Raw genomic sequence first — 19871 nt, 5'->3', positions numbered from 1 at the left:
CTGGCTTGCCAGCGAAGGCGCCCGCCAGAACACCGCCCACCCCAAGCCCATTGATAGAGGCCGTCGATCACGCGGTTGGCCATTGCGATTGGACAGCCCCACAGCGCGCTCCTACTCTTCACTCGCCGCGTAATCGCCCTGGCCTCAGCCCCCATGATTGTCCGCCCCAAGCCGAACCTGATCGGCATCCTCTTCGCCCTCAAGGGCTCGATTGCCAAGCGCATTGCCTTGCGCTGCGTACTGGTCACACTGCTGGCCTCGGTGATCGTGCTGGTGGAAACCCTGCAACCGAGCTATTTCTCCAAGGTCAACGCCACACCCTTCACCCTGCTGGGGCTGTCGCTGTCGATCTTCATGAGCTTTCGCAACAACGCCTGCTACGACCGCTGGTGGGAAGGCCGCAAGCAATTGGGGCAGTTGATCATCGAGGTGCGTTCGCTGATCCGTGAAAGCCTGATCATCGACGGCCACCCCGAGCGCGAGGGCATGCTGCGCGACCTGTGCGGCTTTGCCCACAGCCTGATCGCCCGCCTGCGCCATGAAGACGAGGCCGCCGCCCTGCGCCCCTGGGCCCAGGCCAGCCTCGACCCCGGCCACCCGAACCTCACCGACGCGCAGTTGCAACGCATCGGCCAGCGCTGCTCGCAGTGGGCCCAGCAGGGGCTCATCAGCGAATGGCGCTACACCCAGCTGGAAACCCGGCTGGTCAGCCTGAGCCTGGTGCAGGCCGCCTGCGAGCGGATCCAGAACACCCCGCTGCCCTTCCCCTACACCCTGCTGCTGCACCGCACCATCTACCTGTTCTGCATCCTCCTGCCGTTCGCCATGGCCGAGCCCCTGGGCTGGCTGACGCCGATCTTCACCGCCATTGTCAGCTACACCTTCCTGGGCCTGGACGAGATCGGCAACGACCTCGAAGACCCTTTCGGCTATGACGACAACGACCTGCCGTGCAGCGCTCTATTGCGCGGCCTGGAGCGCGAAGTCCTGGCGGCGCTGGGGCAAACCGAGCTGCCGCCGCTGCTGGAGCCGCAGGAGTACGTGCTGACCTGAACCCGGGTTTGACTCAAGCCGGTTCCTGACCGAAGCTTGCGCCTTCCAAAAGTTGCCAGCTTCCGGATTCCTGCATGTCCCAGCCCCGCCGCTACCTGCTGATCAGCCTGCTTACCGTCGTCGTCCTGGCCCTGGCCTGGAGCTTTCTGCGCAGCAGCCCGCCGCAGGTTCCCGAGGCCATCAAGCATGGCTACAGCGCGGCACTGGAAAAAGCCCGCAACGGCCAGCCTGGCGCGGCGCGCGTGCTCTACCAGCAGTTGGGCCGGCCCGACCTCGACGACCAGCAGCGCATTCGCCTGCTGGCAGTGCTGGCCAACTACCCCAGCCCCCAGGCACTGAAACTGGCGGACGCCGACCTCTATCACCCTTCCGCCGAGGTGCGCAAAGCAGCGATCAAGAGCGTGCTCGGCCTGGTGCCCAGCGGCCAGCGCAGCCTGCTGCTGGGGCCGTTGCTGGACGATCACGAACAGAGCGTGCGCTTCGCCGCGGTGGACGCCCTGCTGGGCCTGAGCCCCGACGACCAGGGCCTGTACTTCGGCCCGTTGCAGCAGGTGATCGACGAATACACCCAAGTGCTCAAGACCCGCGGCGACAACGTCGAGGCCCAGTACCAGCTGGCTCGCCTGTACCTGCACAATGCCGACCTGATCAAGGCCCAGCAGACCCTGGAACAGGCCCTGCGCCTGGCCCCGGACAACCTGCAGGCAGTGGTGCTGCAGATCGAAGTCCTGGACAAGCAGGGCCAAAGCGATGCCGCCCGCCAATTGCTGGCCAAGCAGTTGCAGGCACAGCAGGATTCGGCCTACCTGCAACATGCCCTGGGGCTCTGGCTGCTGCACCATGGCCAGGGTGAGTTCGCCCTGCTCGGCTTGTCCCGGGCGGTGGAACTGGAGCCTAACAACGCCGCCTACCGCTACGACCTGGCCACCACCCTGCACAGCGAACAAGAGCTGGAAGCGGCGCAGAAGCAACTGGAGGAAATCGTCCAGCGCCAGCCCTACAACCGCAAGGCGCGGGTGCTGCTGATCAGCTACTGGAAGGAAAGCGGCCAGTTGCAGAACGTCCAGGTCCTGCTGGCCCAGCTGGAACAGCAGAACCCCGACGACCCGGCCCTGCAGCAGGGCCTGTAGCCGCCCCCGGGCCTTGCCTGGCAATCCCCAGCCGAACCTTTGGCGCCCTTGCCCCCCGCGCCTGCTGTGCTCAGCAGCGGCTCCACGGCGACAAAAGGTTGAACCGTGCCAGCGGCAGGCGGTCAAGTGATTTATCAGCGATATCAAGGTGCTCGACGCCGTCGCCGATCACTTGGACCTATTTGCGAGGGCATTGTTTGTCGACCTCATCTGCGTTGCTCAGCGAAAAAGCCGCCACCGGCATCGAAGGCCTGGACGATATCCTCTCCGGCGGATTGTCACGTAGCCATGTGTTCCTGCTGGAAGGCGAACCCGGTACCGGCAAGACCACCGTGGCCTTGCATTTTCTGCGGGCCGGCGCCGCCGCCGGCGAGCGCTGCCTGTACATCACCCTCTCGGAAACCGAGCGCGAGTTGCGCCAGGGCGCGCAATCCCACGGCTGGCAACTGGACGAGAACATCCACATCTTCGAGCTGATCCCGCCGGAAAGCCTGCTCAACGCCGAGCACCAGCAAAGCCTGCTGTACTCCTCGGACCTGGAGCTGGGGGAAGCCACGCGGCAGATCTTCGAAGTGGTGGAGCGGGTCAAGCCGACCCGGGTGGTGCTCGACAGCCTTTCGGAAATCCGCCTGCTGGCGCAAAGTTCCCTGCGCTACCGTCGGCAGATCCTGGCGATCAAGCACTACTTCGTGCGCTATGACGCCACCGTCCTGCTGCTGGACGACCTGACCACCGAATCCCTGGACAAGACCGTGCACAGCGTGGCCCACGGGGTGATCCGCCTGGAAGAACTGACCCCCAGCTACGGCGCCGAACGCCGGCGCATCCGGGTGGTGAAATACCGGGGCCAGAAGTACCGCGGCGGCTTCCATGACTTCACCATCATGGGCGACGGGGTCCAGGTGTTTCCGCGCCTGGTGGCCGCCGAGCACCGCGGTCAATACCAGCGCCTGACCCTGACCAGCGGCATCACCGAGATGGACGCGCTGCTGGGGGGCGGCATCGAGACCGGCTCCAGCACCCTGATCCTCGGCCCCGCCGGCACCGGCAAATCGCTGATCTCGATGATCTTCGCCGCAGCCGCCGTAGCCAGGGGAGAGAAAGCCGCGCTGTTCATCTTCGACGAGGAACTGGGGCTGCTGTTCGAGCGCATGCGCAACATGGGCATCGACCTCAAGGCGCTGCAGGCCAGCGGCAACCTGATCATCGAACAGGTGGACGCCGCCGAGCTCTCGCCGGGGGAGCTGTCCCACCGGGTGCGACGCTGCGTCGACCAGGAGCGGATCAAGACCGTGGTGATCGACAGCATCAACGGCTACCAGGCAGCGATGCCCGAGGAAAATGCCCTGGTGCTGCACATGCACGAATTGCTGCTGTACCTCAACCGCCAGGGCGCCGCCACCTTCATGACCGTGGCTCAGCATGGCCTGGTGGGCGACATGCAGGCCCCGGTGGACATCACCTACCTGGCCGACACCGTGGTCCTGCTGCGTTACTTCGAGGCCCTGGGCAAGGTGCGCCGGGCCATTTCCATCATCAAGAAACGCACCGGCAGCCACGAGTCGACCATTCGCGAATACCGCATCAGCGCTCGTGGCCTGACCATCGGCGAGCCCCTGGAAGCCTTCCAGGGCGTGCTGCGGGGCGTGCCCACCTACCTGGGCGAGAGCAAACCGCTGCTCAGGGATGAGGGCCAATGAGCCCCGACCTGGACTTTTCCGAACGGGCTCTGGTGCTCACGCCACACGGGCGTGACAGCCAACTGGCGCAGATGATGCTCAAGGAGGCCGGCTTCAACAGCCTGATCACCCCGCACCTGCCCGCCCTGTGCGAGCAGCTGGAGCACGGCGCCGGGCTGGTGATCATCGCCGCCGAAGCCTTGCGCGGGGTCGACCTGGAGCCCCTGCTGCGCCACCTGGAACAGCAACCGGCGTGGTCGGACCTGCCCATCGTGCTGCTGACCCAGCACGGCGGCCCCGAGCAGAACCCGGCATCGCGCTTCAGCGAGCCCCTGGGCAACGTCAGCTTTCTGGAACGGCCCTTCCACCCGGCGACCCTGATCAGCCTGGTCAGCGCCGCCCTGCGGGGCAGGCGCCGGCAGTACGACGCCCGCGACCGGCTGATCGACCTGAGCCAGAGCGAACTGCGCCTGCAACGCACCCTGGAGACCCTGGAACAGCAGGTGGAAGAACGCACCGCACAACTGCGACACAACGAAGAAGCCCTGCGCCAGTCACAGAAAATGGAGGCCGTGGGGCAACTCACCGGCGGCATCGCCCACGACTTCAACAACATGCTCACCGGCATCATCGGCAGCCTGGAGCTGTTGCGCCGGCGCCTGGCCCGGGGCCGCACCGAGGACCTGGACAGCCTGATCGACCTGGGGGTGACCTCGGCCAACCGCGCCGCCGGCCTGACCCACCGCCTGCTGGCCTTCTCCCGGCGCCAGTCGCTGGATTCCAAGCCGGTGGAGATGAACGCCCTGGTGACCTCCATGGGCGAGCTGCTGCAACGCAGCCTCAGCGAAAGCATCGAGCTGGACATGCGCCTGGACCCGCAGCTATGGGTGGCCGAAGCCGACCCCAACCAACTGGAAAGCGCCCTGCTCAACCTGGTGCTCAACGCCCGGGACGCCATGCCCAACGGCGGCCGGCTGCTGGTGGAAACCCTCAACCAGCGCCTGGCCCCGGACTTCGCCCAGGCCCACGACAACCTCAAGCCGGGGGACTACGTACTGCTGCGAGTCAGCGACAACGGCTGCGGCATGCCCGAGGCGATCATCAACCGCGTGTTCGATCCGTTCTTCACCACCAAGCCCATCGGCCAGGGCACAGGGCTGGGGCTGTCGATGATCTACGGCTTCAGCAAGCAGTCCCGCGGCCATGTGACCCTCAACAGCACCCTGGGCCGGGGTACCGAGGTCAGCCTGTACCTGCCGCGTTTTGTCGGCGACCTGGAGCAGGCCGAACACCCTCTGGTGCAACAACCGCCCAATGCGCAGAACGGTGAAACCGTGCTGATCGTCGAGGATGACCCGGCGGTGCGGGTGCTGGTCTGTGCGGTGCTCAGCGAACTGGGCTACGCCTTTGTCGAAGCCGGCGATGCCCGCAGCGCCATGCCGATCCTCGACTCGGCGCAGCGCATCGATCTGCTGATCAGCGATGTCGGGCTGCCGGGCATGAATGGCCGGCAACTGGCGGAAATCGGGCGGCAGATCCGCCCGGAGCTCAAAGTCCTGTTCATCACCGGCTACGCCGAGCACGCGGCGGCCCGTGGCGGCTTTCTCGAACCCGGCATGCAACTGATCACCAAGCCGTTCACCTTCGACCTGCTGACCGCCAAGGTGCGGGAAATGATCCGCGACTGATAGCCGGGCTTCAAGCCAGCAATTGCTGGATCTGTTCCTGCAGGCTGTTGAGGTCGAAGGGCTTGGCCAGGATCGGCGCCTTGCGGGTGATGGGGCTGCCGCATTCGAGGATTTCGTTGGGGTAGCCGCTGATGAAAATCACCTTCAGATCCGGACGCAGCTTCACGGCGGGCTCGGCGATCATCACCCCGGTGATCCCGCCCGGCAGGCGGTAATCGGTGATCATCACGTCCAGGTGCGGCTTGCTGGCGAGAATCTCGAACGCCTGCTCGCCATTCTCGGCCTGCAGCACCCGGTATCCCAGGCCCGACAGGTAGTCGGCCAGAAGCATCAGGATCACTGGTTCATCTTCGACGATCAGTACGACGTCTTGTGCATCTTCACTCATGGAAAACCTTTGCTCGGTCAATTGCTGCTGTTACGACCATTGGGTCACGCAGAGGTTGCGTGCGCGTTACGCTTTTAATGATTCACCGGCCAACGGGCCTCTACAGCGGCAGGCTGACGCGAAACAGCGCGCCCTCGCCGATCCGGCTCTCGACACTGATGGCGCCGCCGTGGGCGGTGACGATCTGCTCGGAAATGAACAGCCCCAGGCCCAGCCCCGCCGCCACGTGGTTGGCGCTGACCCGTTCGAACTGCTGAAAAATACGCTTCTGGTTGTCTTCGCTGATACCGATGCCGTGGTCACGCACCTCGACCCGAGCCTCGCCGTCCTGGGCATAGACCCGCACTTCGATCGGGCTCTTGGCGCCGTAGCGCAGGGCGTTGGTCAGCAGGTTGGAAACCACCTGTTCGATGCGGAACTCGTCCCAGTTGCCCTCCAGGGGCTGCTCGGCCTGCAGGCTCAGGGACGACTGCGCCGCTTCCACCTGAGGCGCGAAGTTTTCCACCAGCCCGCGCACCAACTGCGCCAGATCGAACCGCGAGGGGCGGATCGACAGCTTGCCGGTACGGATGCGCGAGATGTCCAGCATGTCCTCGATCAGGCGGATCAGGCTTTTGATCTGGCGCTCGTCGCGGTCGACCATGGCGTGCATCTTGTCCAGGCTGAAGGCCGCGGCGTTCTCCCGGGCCAGGTGCATCTTGCGCAGCTGGGTCTCGAGAATCAGGCCATTGAGCGGCGTGCGCACTTCGTGGGCGACGATGGACATGAAGTCATCGCGCATGCGCACTGCCTGCTCCAGCTCGTTCTGGGTGGCCTGGAGCTTCTGGAGCAGCGCTTCCTGCTCGCGCCGGCTCTGCTCCAGGGCCTCGACCTGCTGCTTCATGGCCTTGCTCTGGCGGTACAGGTCGACGAATACGTTGACCTTGCTCTTCACCGCGTGGATGTCCAGGGGCTTGTGCAGAAAGTCCACCGCCCCGCTCTCGTAGCCCTTGAAGGCGTAGTTGAGCTCGCGCCCGGCGGCGCTGACGAAGACGATGGGAATGTTCTTGGTCTTCTCGGTGCCGCGCATCAGCTCGGCCAGCTCGAAGCCGTTCATGCCGGGCATCTGCACATCGAGGATAGCCATGGCGAACTCATGCTGGAGCAGCAGCGACAAGGCTTCGTCAGCCGACAGCGCCTTGTACACCGTACGGTCCTCGCGCTTGATCAGCGCCTCCAGGGCCAGCAGGTTCTCCGGCAGATCGTCGACGATCAGCAGCTTGGCTTGAATATTACTTAACATGGGTTCCTTCCAGCTCGGCAAGCAGACGGCTGATGCCGCGCAAAGGGAGAATGTAGTCCGGTTGATGCAGGGCCAGGGCGGCGTCCGGCATGGTCGAGACATGGGCCTCATTGGGATCCTGGACGATGGTCAGGCCACCCTGGCGCTTGACCTCGGCCAGGCCGCGGGCGCCATCCTGGTTGGCCCCGGTCAGGAGCACCGCGGCCAGGTTCCGGCCATAGGCATCGGCGGCGGACTCGAACAGGTAGTCGATGGCCGGGCGTGAGTGGTGCAGGCGTTCTTCCTGGCTCAGGGACAGGCTGCGGTCCTGCTCCACCGACAAGTGATAGCCGGGCGCGGCGAAGTACAGGGTGCCAGGCACGATCTGCTCCTTGTCGTCGGCTTCCTTCACCGCCAGCGCCAGACGCCGGTCGAAGACTTCGGCCAGCTGGCTGCGGCGCTCGTCGGGCAGGTGCAGGACCACGATCACCGGCAGGCGGAAACCCTGGGCGAAACCGCTGAACAGCTTCAGCAAGGCTTCGACCCCACCCGCAGAGGCCCCTACCACGATCGCCTCGATCTGCGGCCAGAAACCCTGGCTGACAATCTCCTGGCTCATGTCTTGCGATAGATCCGTTCTTGTTTGACCAAGGGCTCGAAGTGCTTGCCATAGGCGGAGAAGTCCAGGGTTTCCTTGCTGCCCAGCACCAGGAAACCACGATGGCAGAGGGACTCGTGAAACAGTCCGAAGGCACGATCCTGCAACTTTTTATTGAAATAAATCAATACGTTACGACAAGAAATTAATTGAGTTTCAGAGAATACACTGTCGGTCGCCAGGCTGTGATCGGCGAAGGTCACGTTCTCACGCAGGCTCTTGTCGAAGATCGCGTAGTCGTAGGCCGCGGTGTAGTAGTCGGCAAAGGAGCGCTGGCCGCCGGCCTGCTGGTAGTTGTGGGTGTAGGCCCGCACGTTCTCCAGGGAAAAGATGCCTTGCTTGGCCTTCTCCAGGGAGCTGGGGTTGATGTCGGTGGCATAGATGATGGTGCGCTCCAGCAGCCCCTCTTCGCGCAGCAGGATGGCCATGGAGTAGACCTCCTCCCCGGTGCTGCAGCCGGCGATCCAGATCTTGATCGAAGGATAGGTCTTGAGCAGCGGCACCACCTCCTGGCGGATCGCCAGAAAGTGCGACGGGTCGCGAAACATCTCGCTCACCGGAATGGTCAGGAACTGCAGCAACTGCATGAACGCGGTGGGGTCGTGCAGCACCCGCTCCTGCAACGCAGAAATGGTCTTGCATTCGAACTGGCGCAATGCGTGGTTGACCCGGCGCTTGATCGAGGCACCTGAGTAGTCGCGGAAGTCGTAGCTGTACTTGAGGTAAATAGCTTCGATCAGCAAACGCAGTTCGATCTCGGTATTACGCTCCACTAAATTCTTTCCATCTTGGGTAGCCACACACGGATAAGGGAAAACAGCCGGTCCAGGTCAATGGGCTTGGCCAGGTAATCGTTGGAGCCGGCCTGCAGGCAGCGCTCCTGGTCATCCTTCATGGCCTTGGCGGTGACCGCGATGATCGGCAGCTTGCGCCAGCGCGGGTCCTTGCGGATCTGCACCGTGGCTTCGAAACCGTCCATCTCCGGCATCATCACGTCCATCAGCACCAGGTCGATATCCTCGACCTCATTGAGCCTGGCAATGGCTTCATGGCCGTTACGGCCGATCACCACTACCGCGCCCTTGTGTTCCAGGGCGCTGGTCAGGGCAAAGATGTTGCGCACGTCATCATCCACCAGGAGGATCTTGCGGCCCTCGAAGACCTTGTCGCGGCTGCGAGCGGTCTTGAGCATCTTCTGCCGTTCATGGGACAGCTGGGATTCGACTTTGTGCAGAAAAAGCGTCACTTCATCCAGCAGGCGCTCCGGCGAGCGCGCCCCCTTGATGATGATCGAGCGCGAATACTTGCGCAGCTCGGCCTCTTCATCCCGGGTCAGGTTGCGCCCGGTGTAGACGATCACCGGCGGGAAGGAGCAGATATCCTCGGTGGACATGCGCTTGAGCAGGTCGTTACCGAGCATGTCCGGCAGCTTGAGGTCGATGACCATGCAGTCGTAGACGTTCTCGCGCAGCAGGTCCAGAGCCTCCTGGGCCAGGCCCACGGCGGTGATCTCGATGTCATCGTCGCCGATCAACCGGGCAATGCTGTCGCGTTGCAGGTCGTCGTCCTCCACCAGCAGCACGCGCTTGACCTTCTGCGTCAGCTTGGCTTCCAGGCGGGCGAAGACATCCTTGAGCTCCTCGCGGGTGGTGGGTTTCACCGCATAGCCCACGGCGCCCATGTGCATGGCCGCTTCCACCCGGTCTTCCACCGAAATCACGTGCACCGGGATGTGCCGGGTCTGGGCGTTCTCCTTGAGGCGCTGCAACACGGTCAGGCCGGAGTGGTCCGGCAGGCGCATGTCCAGCAGGATGGCGTCCGGGATGAACTGGGCAGCCAGGCTGTAGCCTTCGTCGGCGCCGTGGGCCACCAGGCAGTGGTAACCCAGCTCGTGGGCCAGGTCGAAGAGGATGTGGGCAAAGTTCGCCTCGTCTTCCACCACCAGGATGCAACGACTGCTGAACGGCGCCTTGTCGCGGTCATCGGCGAAGCGCGGAATGTCCGCCCCCGGGGCCTCGGCCACCGGCTGCGGCAGGCTGGCAGGCTGAGGCGCGGCCACGGGCGCGACTGGGGCCGGCGGCGCCACCAGCGGCTCGGCGGCCTCCTGGTACTGCTCTGGCAGCACCAGGGTGAAGATACTGCCGCGGCCGGGTTCGCTGCTGACGCTGATGGAGCCGCCGAGCAGGGTCGCCAGATCCCGGGAGATCGACAGCCCCAGGCCGGTGCCGCCATAACGCCGGTTGGTGGTGCCGTCGGCCTGGCGGAAGGCCTCGAAGATGCTTTGCTGCTGATCCTGGGCAATGCCGATCCCCGAATCCTGCACCGCAAAGGCGATACCGGCCCCCGGCTGAGCGGACACCGTGAGGCTCACCTGGCCCTTCTCGGTGAACTTGACCGCATTGGACAGCAGGTTCTTGAGAATCTGCTCGACCCGCTGGCGGTCGGTGAACAGCATCTGCGGCGCTCCCGGTTGCAGCTCCACCTTGAATTCCAGGCCCTTGTCCTGGGTCAGCGGCTGGAACAGGCTGCGCAACCCGTCCACCAGGCGCGGCACGCTGGCGTTCTCCGGGCGCACTTCGAGCTTGCCGGCCTCGACCTTGGAGATGTCGAGGATGTCGTTGATCAGGTTCAGCAGGTCATTGCCCGCGGAATAGATCGACTCGGCGAACTTGACCTGCTCGGGGCTGAGGTTTTCCTGGGGGTTTTCCGCCAGCAGCTTGGCCAGGATCAGCGAGCTGTTGAGCGGCGTGCGCAGCTCGTGGGACATGTTGGCAAGGAACTCGGACTTGTACTTGCTGGAGCGCTGCAACTCTTCGGCGCGCTCCTCGAGCTGGGTCTGGGCCTCGTTGAGCTCGTTGTTCTTGCGGTCCATGGCGTCACGCTGATCGGCCAGGATCTGCGCCTGCTCCGCCAGTTGCTCGTTGGTCTGCTCCAGCTCCACCTGCTGGGTTTCCAGGTGCACCTGGGATTCCTTGAGGATCCGCGACTGCTCTTCCAGCTCCTCGTTGGCGGTCTTGAGCTCTTCTTGCTGCACTTGCAGCTCTTCATTGAGCTGCTGGGTCTCGGCCAGCACTTCCTGCAGGCGCTGGCGATAACGCGCGGCCTCGATGGAGGTGCCGATATTGCCGGCGATCAGTTCCAGCAGCTCGACGTCGCGCTCGCTCAAGGCCCGCAGGAAGCCCAGCTCGATCACCCCGTTGACCCGATCGTCGTCACGGGTCGGCACCACCAGCACGCTGCGCGGCGAACCATCGCCCAGGCCGGAGCTGACCTTGAAGTAATCGGCGGGCACCTCGTCCAGACGGATCAGGCGCTTGTGCTGCGCGGCCTGCCCCACCAGCCCTTCGTCACTGTACAGCGACTGTTCCTGGGTTTCCTGTTCCCGGGAGAAGCCATAGGACGCCACGCGCCTGAGGCCACCGTGCTCCTCACGCACATAGAGCGCCGCCACCGGTGTGCCCAGGTACTGAGCGCAGAATTGCAGGATGTTGCGCCCCAGCAAATTAAGGCTCAGCTGGCCGAGCATCTGCTCGGCCAGTTCGGTCTGGCCGTTGCGCAGCCAGGCCTGCTGTTCCAGGCGCCGGGCGCTCTTTTCCTGGGCTTCGAGGTTGTCGCTGTAGCTCTTGGACAGTGCCAGCAGGTCACGACGGCCGATGTAGGCCAGCAGCGCGCTGATGCCTACCACGAACAGCAGGTACAGCACCACGCTGAAAACGGTGGTGCGGGTAACGCTCTCGTTACGCTCCAGGCGCAACTGCTGCTCCATGGCCACCGCGTCGTCGTATTCCTTGCGGATCTCGTCAGTCAGGCGCTTGCCACGCCCGGCCTGCACCGCGCCGCGGTAATCACCACTCTGGCGACGCAGGTCGATCATGCCCTGGGCAAAGTTGTTCCACTCCATCTGCAGGGCTTCCAGGCGCTTGAGCCGGTCCACCTGCTGCGGGTTGTCCGCCACCAGTTCCTGCAAGCTGCGCAGTTCGCTGACGATACGCGGCTTGGCCACTTCGTAGGGGTCCAGAAAGTGCTCGTCGCCAGTGATCAGGAAGCCGCGCATGCCGGTTTCCAGGTCGATGGTCAGGCGCGCCGACTCGTTGAGGTTGTTGATCACTCGATCAGTGTGCTGCACCCACTGGATGACCGAGAGCAGGTAGGTGATCAGGGACACGAAAAAAACCGCGCTGAGTACACCGACACCCAGCGGCAGGCTGATGTTGCGGGTCAGCAGCTTGCGGAAACTCTGTTCATCAACCGAGGACGGACGAATCATTTGATGGGCCTTGGCGCTGGTGAAAAAAAACGAAGTTTGCCCCACATTCAGCCAGGACAGCTATTTTTTATAACCAAGGTAGCGCTCGCTTGCGATTTGTCCTGCCGTGGGACAAAGGAAGCGGTTATTCTTGCCGACGCTTGTACAAGGGGAATTTTTTGTACAGCTTCGGGAACTTGTGGCAAGCCGGCACTTACTGATGCACAGGGCTGCCTGCCGCACTGCCCCGCCGAATTCATTTCTTGAGAGTGTCCCTATGCCCGCCAGCGCCTCCACCATCCTAGTCGTCGAAGACGATGCCATCGTGCGCATGCTGATTGTCGATGTCCTTGAAGAACTGGAGTTCAGCGTGCTGGAGGCCGACGGCAGCGAAGCGGCCCTGAGCCTGCTGGAGGACGCCGGGCAACATATCGACCTGCTGATGACCGATGTCGGCCTGCCCGGGATGAACGGCCGCGAGCTGGCGGAGCGTGCCCGCACCCTGCGGCCGCAGTTGCCGGTGCTGTTCGCCAGTGGTTACGCCGAGTCCATCGAGGTGCCGGCCGGCATGTCGGTCATCGGCAAGCCGTTCTCCATCGACCAACTGCGCGACAAGGTGCGCAGCATTCTCGGCTGAGGGCAGGCAGCCTGCTCGGGCGCTGGCGCGCTGTGGTTTAATGGCGGCCTTTTTTGCCCCCCGCCTGCCAGGAATGCCCGCTCATGAGTCCCACCGCCGCAACCAAAGTCCTGATCATTGGTTACGTCTGGCCCGAACCCCGCTCCTCCGCCGCCGGCGGGCACATGATGCAGATACTCCAGAGCTTCCTCGAACAGGGCTGGGAGCTGACCTTCAGCAGCCCGGCCAACGAGGGCGAACACAAGGAAGACCTGACGGCCCTGGGCATTCGTGAATGCCCGATCGAACTCAACAACGCCAGCTTTGACCGTTTCGTCGCCGAGCTGGCACCGGACATCGTGCTGTTCGACCAGTTCATGATGGAGGAACAGTTCGGCTGGCGGGTGGAGCAGCATTGCCCGAATGCCCTGCGGGTGCTGGAGACCTCCGACCTGCAATGCCTGCGTCATGCCCGGCACCAGCGCCTCAAGGATGTTCTCAAGGAGGGCACCGAGGAAGACGACTTCAGCCCGCTGTTCGCCCAGGCGCCGGAGCAGGAATTCCAGCACATGGCCGTCACCGACCTGGCCAAGCGCGAGATCGCCGCCATCTATCGCTGCGACCTGAGCCTGATGATCTCCGAGGTGGAACTCGAGCTGCTGGTGCAGCAGTTCCACTTGCCGCCGGCCCTGCTGCACTGGTGCCCGCTGATGCTCGAGCAACTGCCGCAGGGCTTTGCTCCCTTCGAGCAGCGGGCGCACTTGCTGAGCATCGGCAACTTTCGCCATGCGCCGAACTGGGACGCCGTGCTGTGGATGAAGAACCGCGTATGGCCGCTGATCCGCCAGCAATTGCCCGGCGCGCAATTGCACCTGTACGGCGCCTACACCCCGCCCAAGGCCGCGGCGCTGCACAACCCGGCCCAGGGCTTTCACATCATGAACTGGGCCGAGGATGCGCTGCAGGTGATGAGTGCAGCGCGGATCTGCCTGGCGCCCCTGCGTTTCGGCGCAGGGATCAAGGGCAAGCTGCTCGATGCCATGCTTTGCGGCACGCCCAGCGTCACCACCCCGGTGGGCAGCGAATCCATGTCCCAGGACGGCCTGCCATGGCCGGGGGCGGTGGCTGAATCCGCCAGTGGCCTGGCGGCGGCCGCGGTGCGCCTCTATCAGGACCGGCAGTTGTGGGAGCGGGCCCAGGCGGATGGCCGGCAGTTGCTCGAAGCGCGCTACCGCCAGCAAGTCCACGGCCCGGCGCTGATCCAGCGCCTGCAACACTGCCGCCAGCACCTGGAGCAACTGCGCCGGGACAACTTCACTGGCGCCATGCTGCGTCACCACCATCACAAGAGCACCCAGTACATGGCGCAGTGGATCGAAGCGAAAAACCGCCCGGCCTCCTGACCTTTCTTCGCTGACGCACTACCGGCGGTGCGCTTGCCAGCGAACAGGCCCTGGGATTTGCGCCGAACGTGAGGCCGCCTTCGCTGGCAAGCCAGCTCCTGCAGTTGGCGTGATATCGGCGGTGTTCTTGTAGGAGCCGGCTTGCCGGCGAACAGGGCGCCAACCCTGAGCACGCCTTCTCTGGTGCGCGAGCGGGCCACGAGGCATTATCAGCCGGGCCTACAACAAGAACAGGCCCGCGCCATGAGCCGACCCGGCAAGATCACCGACCCCTCCTATGAGTTGATGGACGACCACAACGGCCTGTCCATCATCTATCGCCAGCACGGCTTCCCCTGCCCTCTGGTGCGCTGGCATTTCCACAAGGAATACGAGCTGCACCTGATCGTCGCCAGCTCCGGCAAGGTGTTCATCGGCGACTACATCGGCAACTTCTACCCGCAGACGCTGTTTCTCACTGGCCCCAACCTGCCCCACAACTGGATCAGCCAGGTGGCCGAGGACGAAGTGGTGGCCAAGCGCGACATGCTGGTGAACTTCACCGATGAGCTGTTCGACAGTGGCAGCCAGGTGTTCGCCGAGTTGAAGAACCTCAGCCCGCTGCTGGATCGGGCGCAGTACGGCATCGAGTTCCGCTGCCCGCAAACCATCGCCCAGGCCCTGCCACTGATGCAGCGCATCGCCGACTCCAGCGGCATCACCCGCCTTGGCCACTTCCTCATCCTCATGGAGCTGCTGGCGGCCTGCGACGACTACCAGTTGCTGTCCGGCGCCACCAGCGTGCAACTGGCGGACGAACACAGCGTCGACCGCACCAACCGCGCAGTGGACTACATCTTTGCCCACTACGCCCGGGAGTTGCCCCTGGAGGAAGTGGCCGACTACCTGGGCATGAAGCCCAGCTATTTTTCCCGGGTGTTCAAGCAGGCCACCGGGCGCTGCTTCGTCGAGTTCGTCAACCGGCTGCGCATCAGCAAGTCCTGTGAACTGCTGGCCGACGGCGACAAACCGGTGACCGACGTGTGCTTCGAGTCGGGCTTCAACAACATTTCCAACTTCAACCGGCGCTTCCAGCAGCTCAAGGGCATGACCCCCTCCCACTACCGTCGCCTGGCGGTGCAACGCCTGACCGAACAGAACCTCGGCTGAGGACCCACGCTCGGCGCAGGGCTCAAGGGCTTCTTCGCCGGCAAGCCGGCTCCTACAAAAGCCCCCCACCAATATCACGCCAGCTGTAGGAGCTGGCTTGCCAGCGCAAGCGCCCCCACGCCCGGCGCCAGGAACAATCGCCCCCCAGAGCCAACAAACCGGTCCAGGCTTGGTAAACGAGACCCGTTCAGCTTCCGTTCAGCAGTTGTCAATAATCTTCATTTAGCAATGAGTATCATTATGTTACAAATTACCCCCTAGCCTATTTGCCCACCGGTGCTGAATGCTCGTTCCATTTCTGATCATGTTGCGCGAAGGGATTGAAGCCGCGCTTATCGTTGGCATCATCGCCAGCTACCTGAAACAGACTGGCCGTGGCCAGTGGATGCCCGCCGTGTGGATCGGGGTCTTCCTCGCCGCGGCCCTGGCCCTGCTGGTGGGCGGCGGCCTGGAACTGATGAGCGCCGAATTCCCGCAGAAGCAGCAGGAACTCTTCGAAGGCATCGTCGGCCTGGTGGCCGTGGGCATCCTCAGTTCCATGGTGTTCTGGATGCGCAAGGTGGCGCGTTCGATCAAACATTCCCTGCATGCCTCCCTGGACCACGCCCTGGCCGGCTCCAAGCACCAGGTCACGGCACTGATCGCCATGGTGTTCTTCGCCGTGGCCCGCGAAGGCCTGGAAACCGTGTTCTTCCTGCTGGCGGTGTTCCAGCAGAGCGAAGGCCCGGGCGCGCCCATAGGCGCCCTGCTGGGCCTGATCTCAGCAATCATCGTCGGCTTCCTGATCTACACCGGCAGCATGCGCCTGAACCTTGGCGCCTTCTTTCGCTGGACCGGGCTGTTCATCCTGGTGGTGGCCGCCGGCATCCTCGCCAATTCGGTGCAGGCCCTGCATGAAGCCGGGGTCTGGAACCACCTGCAGACCGTACTCTTCGACTTCAGCGCCAGCCTGCCCATGGATGGCCCGGTGGGTTCGGTACTGGCCGGCATGTTCGGCTACCAGGACGCCCCCACCATCAGCACCCTCGGCGCCTATGTGCTGTACCTGGCCGTGACCCTGGTGCTGTTCTTCCTGCCCGGCGGCGCCCCAGCCAAGGCGCCCGGCTCAACGTCTTCCGCTTCCAGTCAGTAAGGCTCCCCATGACCCAGCAAGCCTCTCCCCAGGCCTCGCCTCCCCGCGCTCTGCGCTGGGCGGTTGCCGGTTCGGTGATCGTCATGATCGCCGCCGGCGGGCTGTTCTACTACGCCTCGCAACTGGCCGCCAGCAAGCGCCAGGCCCACCAGGGCGAGATCACCGTGACCATCCACCCCAAGAGTTGTGAACCCAACGCGCTGACAGTCCCGGCCGGGCGCGCCAGCTTCCGCATCGTCAACCGTTCGGATCGCGCCGTGGAATGGGAAATTCTCGACGGCGTGCTGGTGGTGGAGGAACGGGAAAACATCGCCCCGGGCCTGAGCCAGGTGATCAACGCCAACCTGCAGCCAGGGGACTACGCCATCACCTGCGGGCTTTTGAGCAACCCCCGCGGCACCCTGCACGTGACCCCGACCGCCGAGTCCGACGCCCAGGCCAAGGCGCGGCCGTCGATGGTGGCCTTTATCGGCCCGCTGTCGGAGTTCCGGGTCTACCTCAGCACCCAGGGCAGTGCCCTGGTCAAGGCAGTGAACGCCTTGCAGCAGGCCATAGACGCCGGCGACCTGAAACAGGCCCAGGCGCTGTACCTGCCGGCCCGCGCAGCCTATCAGCGCCTGGCCCCGGCGGCCCAGCGCCTGGCCGAGCTGGACAACACCATCAACGCCCGTGCCGATTATTTCGAACAGCGCGAACAGGATCCGGGCTTCAGCGGTTTCCACCGCCTGGAATACGGCCTGTTCCAGAAAAATGACCTGGCAGGCCTGGTTCCCGTAGCTCAGCGCCTGTCCAGCGACGTGGTCAGCCTCAAGGAACAGTTGCTGGCCCAGACCCTGCCACCGGAGCAATTGGTGAGCATCGTCGCGCGCAACATGCGCAGCCTGGCCGACCTGCGGGCCAGCAGCGGTGAAGAAGAACGCTACAGCCACAGCGACCTCAACGGCTTTGCCGCCAACCTGGAAACCACGCGCAAGGTCATCGACCTGCTGCGGCCGCTGCTGGCCAAGTCCGCGGCCCAATTGCTGCCCCAGGTGGACAGCGCCGCCGATGCCCTGGCCACTCGCCTGGCCAGCCTGCGCGACGGCTTCGGCTATGTGGCCTACGACCAGGTCGACGCCCGGCAGCGCAAAGAGATCGCCGACAAAGCCAAGGCCCTGGCCGACGCCCTCGACGCTATTGATCCCGCACTTGGCCTTTCCGGCCTGTAACAAGACGAGTTTTCAATGAACGATTCAGATCAGCCCAATCCGTCTTTTTCCGCCCAGCGTCGGCGCGTGCTGCTGGGCATGGGCGCCGCCGGCGTGGCCCTGGCCGGCAGCAGCCTGAGTTGCCCGGCCATGGCCGCCGCGCCCGCCCAGGTCACCGAAGCCCCCAGCAGCGACAAGACCCAGGACCGCCACGACTTCCATGGCCAGCATCAGAGCGGCATCGTCACCCCGCGCCCGGCCGCGGGCATGCTGGTGTCCTTCGATGTGCTGGCCAGCGACCGCGACGACCTGGAGCGGCTGTTTCGCACCCTCGACCAACGCATTGCCTTTCTCATGCGCGGTGGCCCGGTGGCCCAGGTGGACCCGAAGCTGCCGCCCCTGGATTCCGGCATCCTCGGCCCGGTGGTGACCCCGGACAACCTGACCATCACCGTCTCGGTGGGCGAATCGCTGTTCGACGAGCGCTTCGGCCTGGAGGCGGCCAAACCCAAGCGCCTGATCCGCATGGTGGGCTTCCCCAACGATGCCCTGGAGCCCGCCTGCTGCCACGGCGACCTGAGCCTGCAGTTCTGCTCCAACACCGCCGACACCAACATCCACGCCCTGCGCGACATCGTGAAGAACCTGCCCGACCTGCTGCTGGTGCGCTGGAAACAGGAAGGCAGCGTACCGCCCCAGGCCCCGGCCAAGCCCGGCGAGCCGGCGCAGAGTGCGCGCAATTTCCTGGGCTTTCGCGATGGCTCGGCCAACCCCGACTCCAACGACCCGAAGGCCATGCAGCAGATCGTCTGGGTCCAGCCCGGCAGTGACGAACCGGCCTGGGCGGCCCATGGCAGCTACCAGGCAGTGCGGATCATCCGCAACTTCGTCGAACGCTGGGACCGCACCCCGCTGCAGGAGCAGGAAAGCATCATCGGCCGGATCAAGACCAGTGGCGCGCCCATGGACGGCCAGAAGGAAAGCCAGGTGCCCGACTACGCCCGGGACCCCCATGGCAAGGTCACCAAGCTCGACGCCCACATCCGCCTGGCCAACCCGCGCACTGCCCAGAGCCAGCAGAACCTGATCCTGCGCCGGCCGTTCAACTACTCCAATGGGGTCAACAAGAACGGCCAGCTGGACATGGGCCTGCTGTTCATCTGCTACCAGGCCGACCTGGAGAAAGGCTTCATCGCCGTACAGACCCGTCTGAACGGCGAACCCCTGGAGGAGTACCTCAAGCCCACTGGCGGCGGTTACTTCTTCACCTTGCCGGGGGTCACCGGCGAAGAGGATTTCATCGGGCGTTCGCTGCTCGATGCCACCCGGCCTAAAAGCACTGCCTGACCCCCATGACACAACAACCCCCACGGAAAAGTCCCATGAAAAAGTCGCCTCTCGCTGTGTTGCTGACCCTTGGCTTGCTTCACGCGCCGCTTTCGGCGTTCGCCGCAACTGCGCCCCTGGAGCTGGTGGGGCCGATCTCCGACTACAAGATCTACGTCACCGAGCAGCTCGACGAACTGGCCAGCCACACCCAGCAGTTCACCGATGCGGTGAAAAAGGGCGACCTGGCCGCCGCCAAGAAGCTCTACGCGCCGACCCGGGTCTACTACGAGTCGATCGAACCGATCGCCGAGCTCTTCAGTGACCTGGATGCGTCCATCGACTCCCGGGTCGACGACCACGAGAAAGGCGTCAAGGCCGAAGACTTCACCGGCTTCCACCGCCTGGAATACTCGCTGTTCTCGGAAAACAGCACCGAAGGCCTGGGCGAGCTGGCCGACGGCCTGAACAAGGACGTCAAGGACCTGCAGACCCGCGTCGCCGGCCTGACCTTCCCGCCGGAAAAAGTCGTGGGTGGCGCCGCCGCGCTGCTGGAAGAAGTGGCCGCAACCAAGATCTCCGGTGAAGAAGACCGCTACAGCCATACCGACCTCTACGACTTCCAGGGCAACATCGACGGGGCGAAGAAAATCGTCGACCTGTTCCGTCCGCAGATCGAGAAGCAGGACAAGGCCTTTGTCGCCAAGGTGGACAAGAACTTCGCCACGGTGAACAAGATCCTGGCCAAGTACAAAACCCCTGACGGCGGCTTCATGACCTACGACAAGGTCAAGGAAAACGACCGCAAGGCCCTGGTAGGCCCGGTCAATACCCTGGCCGAAGACCTCTCCACCCTGCGCGGCAAACTGGGCCTGAACTGAGCCCGGAACCCAACACGCCATCCTCCCTGTAGGAGCTGGCTTGCCAGCGAAAGCGGGCCCAGGGCACAGCACCC

General features: G+C 64.2%; 16 protein-coding genes. 11 read left to right on the top strand and 5 right to left on the bottom strand.

Translation table 11 applies throughout. The features are described 5' to 3' along the window. Positions 1 to 153: 153 nt before the first annotated feature. The 4 genes from BLS75_RS02980 (at position 154) to BLS75_RS02965 (ending at position 5550) form a co-directional block, all read left to right on the top strand. Positions 154 to 1053, top strand: a complete 900-nt coding sequence (locus BLS75_RS02980) for a bestrophin family protein (RefSeq protein ID WP_072450219.1) — start codon at positions 154 to 156, stop codon at positions 1051 to 1053. 74 nt (positions 1054 to 1127) lie between these two features. Next, positions 1128 to 2183, top strand: a complete 1056-nt coding sequence (locus BLS75_RS02975) for a tetratricopeptide repeat protein (RefSeq protein ID WP_011061527.1) — start codon at positions 1128 to 1130, stop codon at positions 2181 to 2183. A gap of 197 nt (positions 2184 to 2380) precedes the next feature. Further along, a complete protein-coding gene (locus BLS75_RS02970; protein ID WP_011061528.1) occupies positions 2381 to 3883 on the top strand; it encodes an ATPase domain-containing protein in 1503 nt (500 codons plus the stop codon). Beyond that, positions 3880 to 5550, top strand: coding sequence for an ATP-binding protein (locus tag BLS75_RS02965; protein WP_072450218.1), 1671 nt, complete (start codon positions 3880 to 3882; stop codon positions 5548 to 5550). The genes BLS75_RS02970 and BLS75_RS02965 overlap by 4 nt, the downstream gene beginning before the upstream one ends. A 10-nt stretch (positions 5551 to 5560) precedes the next feature. Here the strand turns inward: BLS75_RS02965 and BLS75_RS02960 are convergent, their stop codons facing one another. The 5 genes from BLS75_RS02960 to BLS75_RS02940 all read right to left on the bottom strand — a co-directional run bounded on the left by BLS75_RS02960 (position 5561) and on the right by BLS75_RS02940 (position 12124). Beyond that, entirely contained in the window at positions 5561 to 5938 is a 378-nt protein-coding gene (locus BLS75_RS02960; protein ID WP_011061530.1) for a response regulator, read from the bottom strand. Positions 5939 to 6038: 100 nt separating this feature from the next. Next, positions 6039 to 7220 (bottom strand): hybrid sensor histidine kinase/response regulator, encoded by a 1182-nt coding sequence (locus BLS75_RS02955; protein WP_011061531.1) that lies wholly within the window; start codon positions 7218 to 7220, stop codon positions 6039 to 6041. Further along, positions 7210 to 7818 carry a chemotaxis protein CheB gene (locus BLS75_RS02950; RefSeq protein WP_011061532.1) on the bottom strand — a complete coding sequence of 203 codons (609 nt, stop codon included), beginning with the start codon at positions 7816 to 7818 and terminating at the stop codon, positions 7210 to 7212. Before BLS75_RS02950 ends, BLS75_RS02955 begins: the two co-directional genes overlap by 11 nt. Further along, complete coding sequence (locus BLS75_RS02945) at positions 7815 to 8630, bottom strand: CheR family methyltransferase (protein WP_011061533.1); 816 nt, start codon at positions 8628 to 8630, stop codon at positions 7815 to 7817. The genes BLS75_RS02950 and BLS75_RS02945 overlap by 4 nt, the downstream gene beginning before the upstream one ends. Further along, the gene (locus tag BLS75_RS02940; RefSeq protein ID WP_072450561.1) at positions 8630 to 12124 is read right to left on the bottom strand and encodes a response regulator; all 3495 of its coding nucleotides are present in this window, start codon (positions 12122 to 12124) and stop codon (positions 8630 to 8632) included. The genes BLS75_RS02945 and BLS75_RS02940 overlap by 1 nt, the downstream gene beginning before the upstream one ends. A 256-nt stretch (positions 12125 to 12380) precedes the next feature. Here BLS75_RS02940 and BLS75_RS02935 point away from each other — a divergent pair, with 256 nt between their 5' ends. The 7 genes from BLS75_RS02935 (at position 12381) to efeO (BLS75_RS02905) (ending at position 19797) form a co-directional block, all read left to right on the top strand. Next, positions 12381 to 12740, top strand: a complete 360-nt coding sequence (locus BLS75_RS02935; protein WP_011061535.1) for a response regulator — start codon at positions 12381 to 12383, stop codon at positions 12738 to 12740. Between the two features lie 83 nt (positions 12741 to 12823). Beyond that, a complete protein-coding gene (locus BLS75_RS02930; protein ID WP_072450217.1) occupies positions 12824 to 14122 on the top strand; it encodes a glycosyltransferase in 1299 nt (432 codons plus the stop codon). A 243-nt stretch (positions 14123 to 14365) separates the two neighbouring features. Then, positions 14366 to 15271 carry an AraC family transcriptional regulator gene (locus BLS75_RS02925; RefSeq protein WP_072450216.1) on the top strand — a complete coding sequence of 302 codons (906 nt, stop codon included), beginning with the start codon at positions 14366 to 14368 and terminating at the stop codon, positions 15269 to 15271. A gap of 283 nt (positions 15272 to 15554) precedes the next feature. Next, positions 15555 to 16403 carry an iron uptake transporter permease EfeU gene (efeU, locus tag BLS75_RS02920; RefSeq protein WP_072450215.1) on the top strand — a complete coding sequence of 283 codons (849 nt, stop codon included), beginning with the start codon at positions 15555 to 15557 and terminating at the stop codon, positions 16401 to 16403. Between the two features lie 8 nt (positions 16404 to 16411). Further along, complete coding sequence (gene efeO / locus BLS75_RS02915) at positions 16412 to 17611, top strand: iron uptake system protein EfeO (protein ID WP_072450214.1); 1200 nt, start codon at positions 16412 to 16414, stop codon at positions 17609 to 17611. A gap of 15 nt (positions 17612 to 17626) precedes the next feature. After that, positions 17627 to 18937, top strand: a complete 1311-nt coding sequence (efeB, locus tag BLS75_RS02910; RefSeq protein ID WP_011061540.1) for an iron uptake transporter deferrochelatase/peroxidase subunit — start codon at positions 17627 to 17629, stop codon at positions 18935 to 18937. 35 nt (positions 18938 to 18972) lie between these two features. Beyond that, positions 18973 to 19797, top strand: a complete 825-nt coding sequence (efeO, locus tag BLS75_RS02905; RefSeq protein WP_011061541.1) for an iron uptake system protein EfeO — start codon at positions 18973 to 18975, stop codon at positions 19795 to 19797. Positions 19798 to 19871 lie beyond the last annotated feature (74 nt).

Origin of the sequence: Pseudomonas sp. NFPP12, assembly GCF_900103205.1 — a bacterium.
Taxonomy (GTDB): domain Bacteria; phylum Pseudomonadota; class Gammaproteobacteria; order Pseudomonadales; family Pseudomonadaceae; genus Aquipseudomonas; species Aquipseudomonas protegens.
The sequence above is the reverse complement of the archived record's forward strand: the minus strand, read 5'-3'. Positions and strand labels throughout refer to the sequence as shown.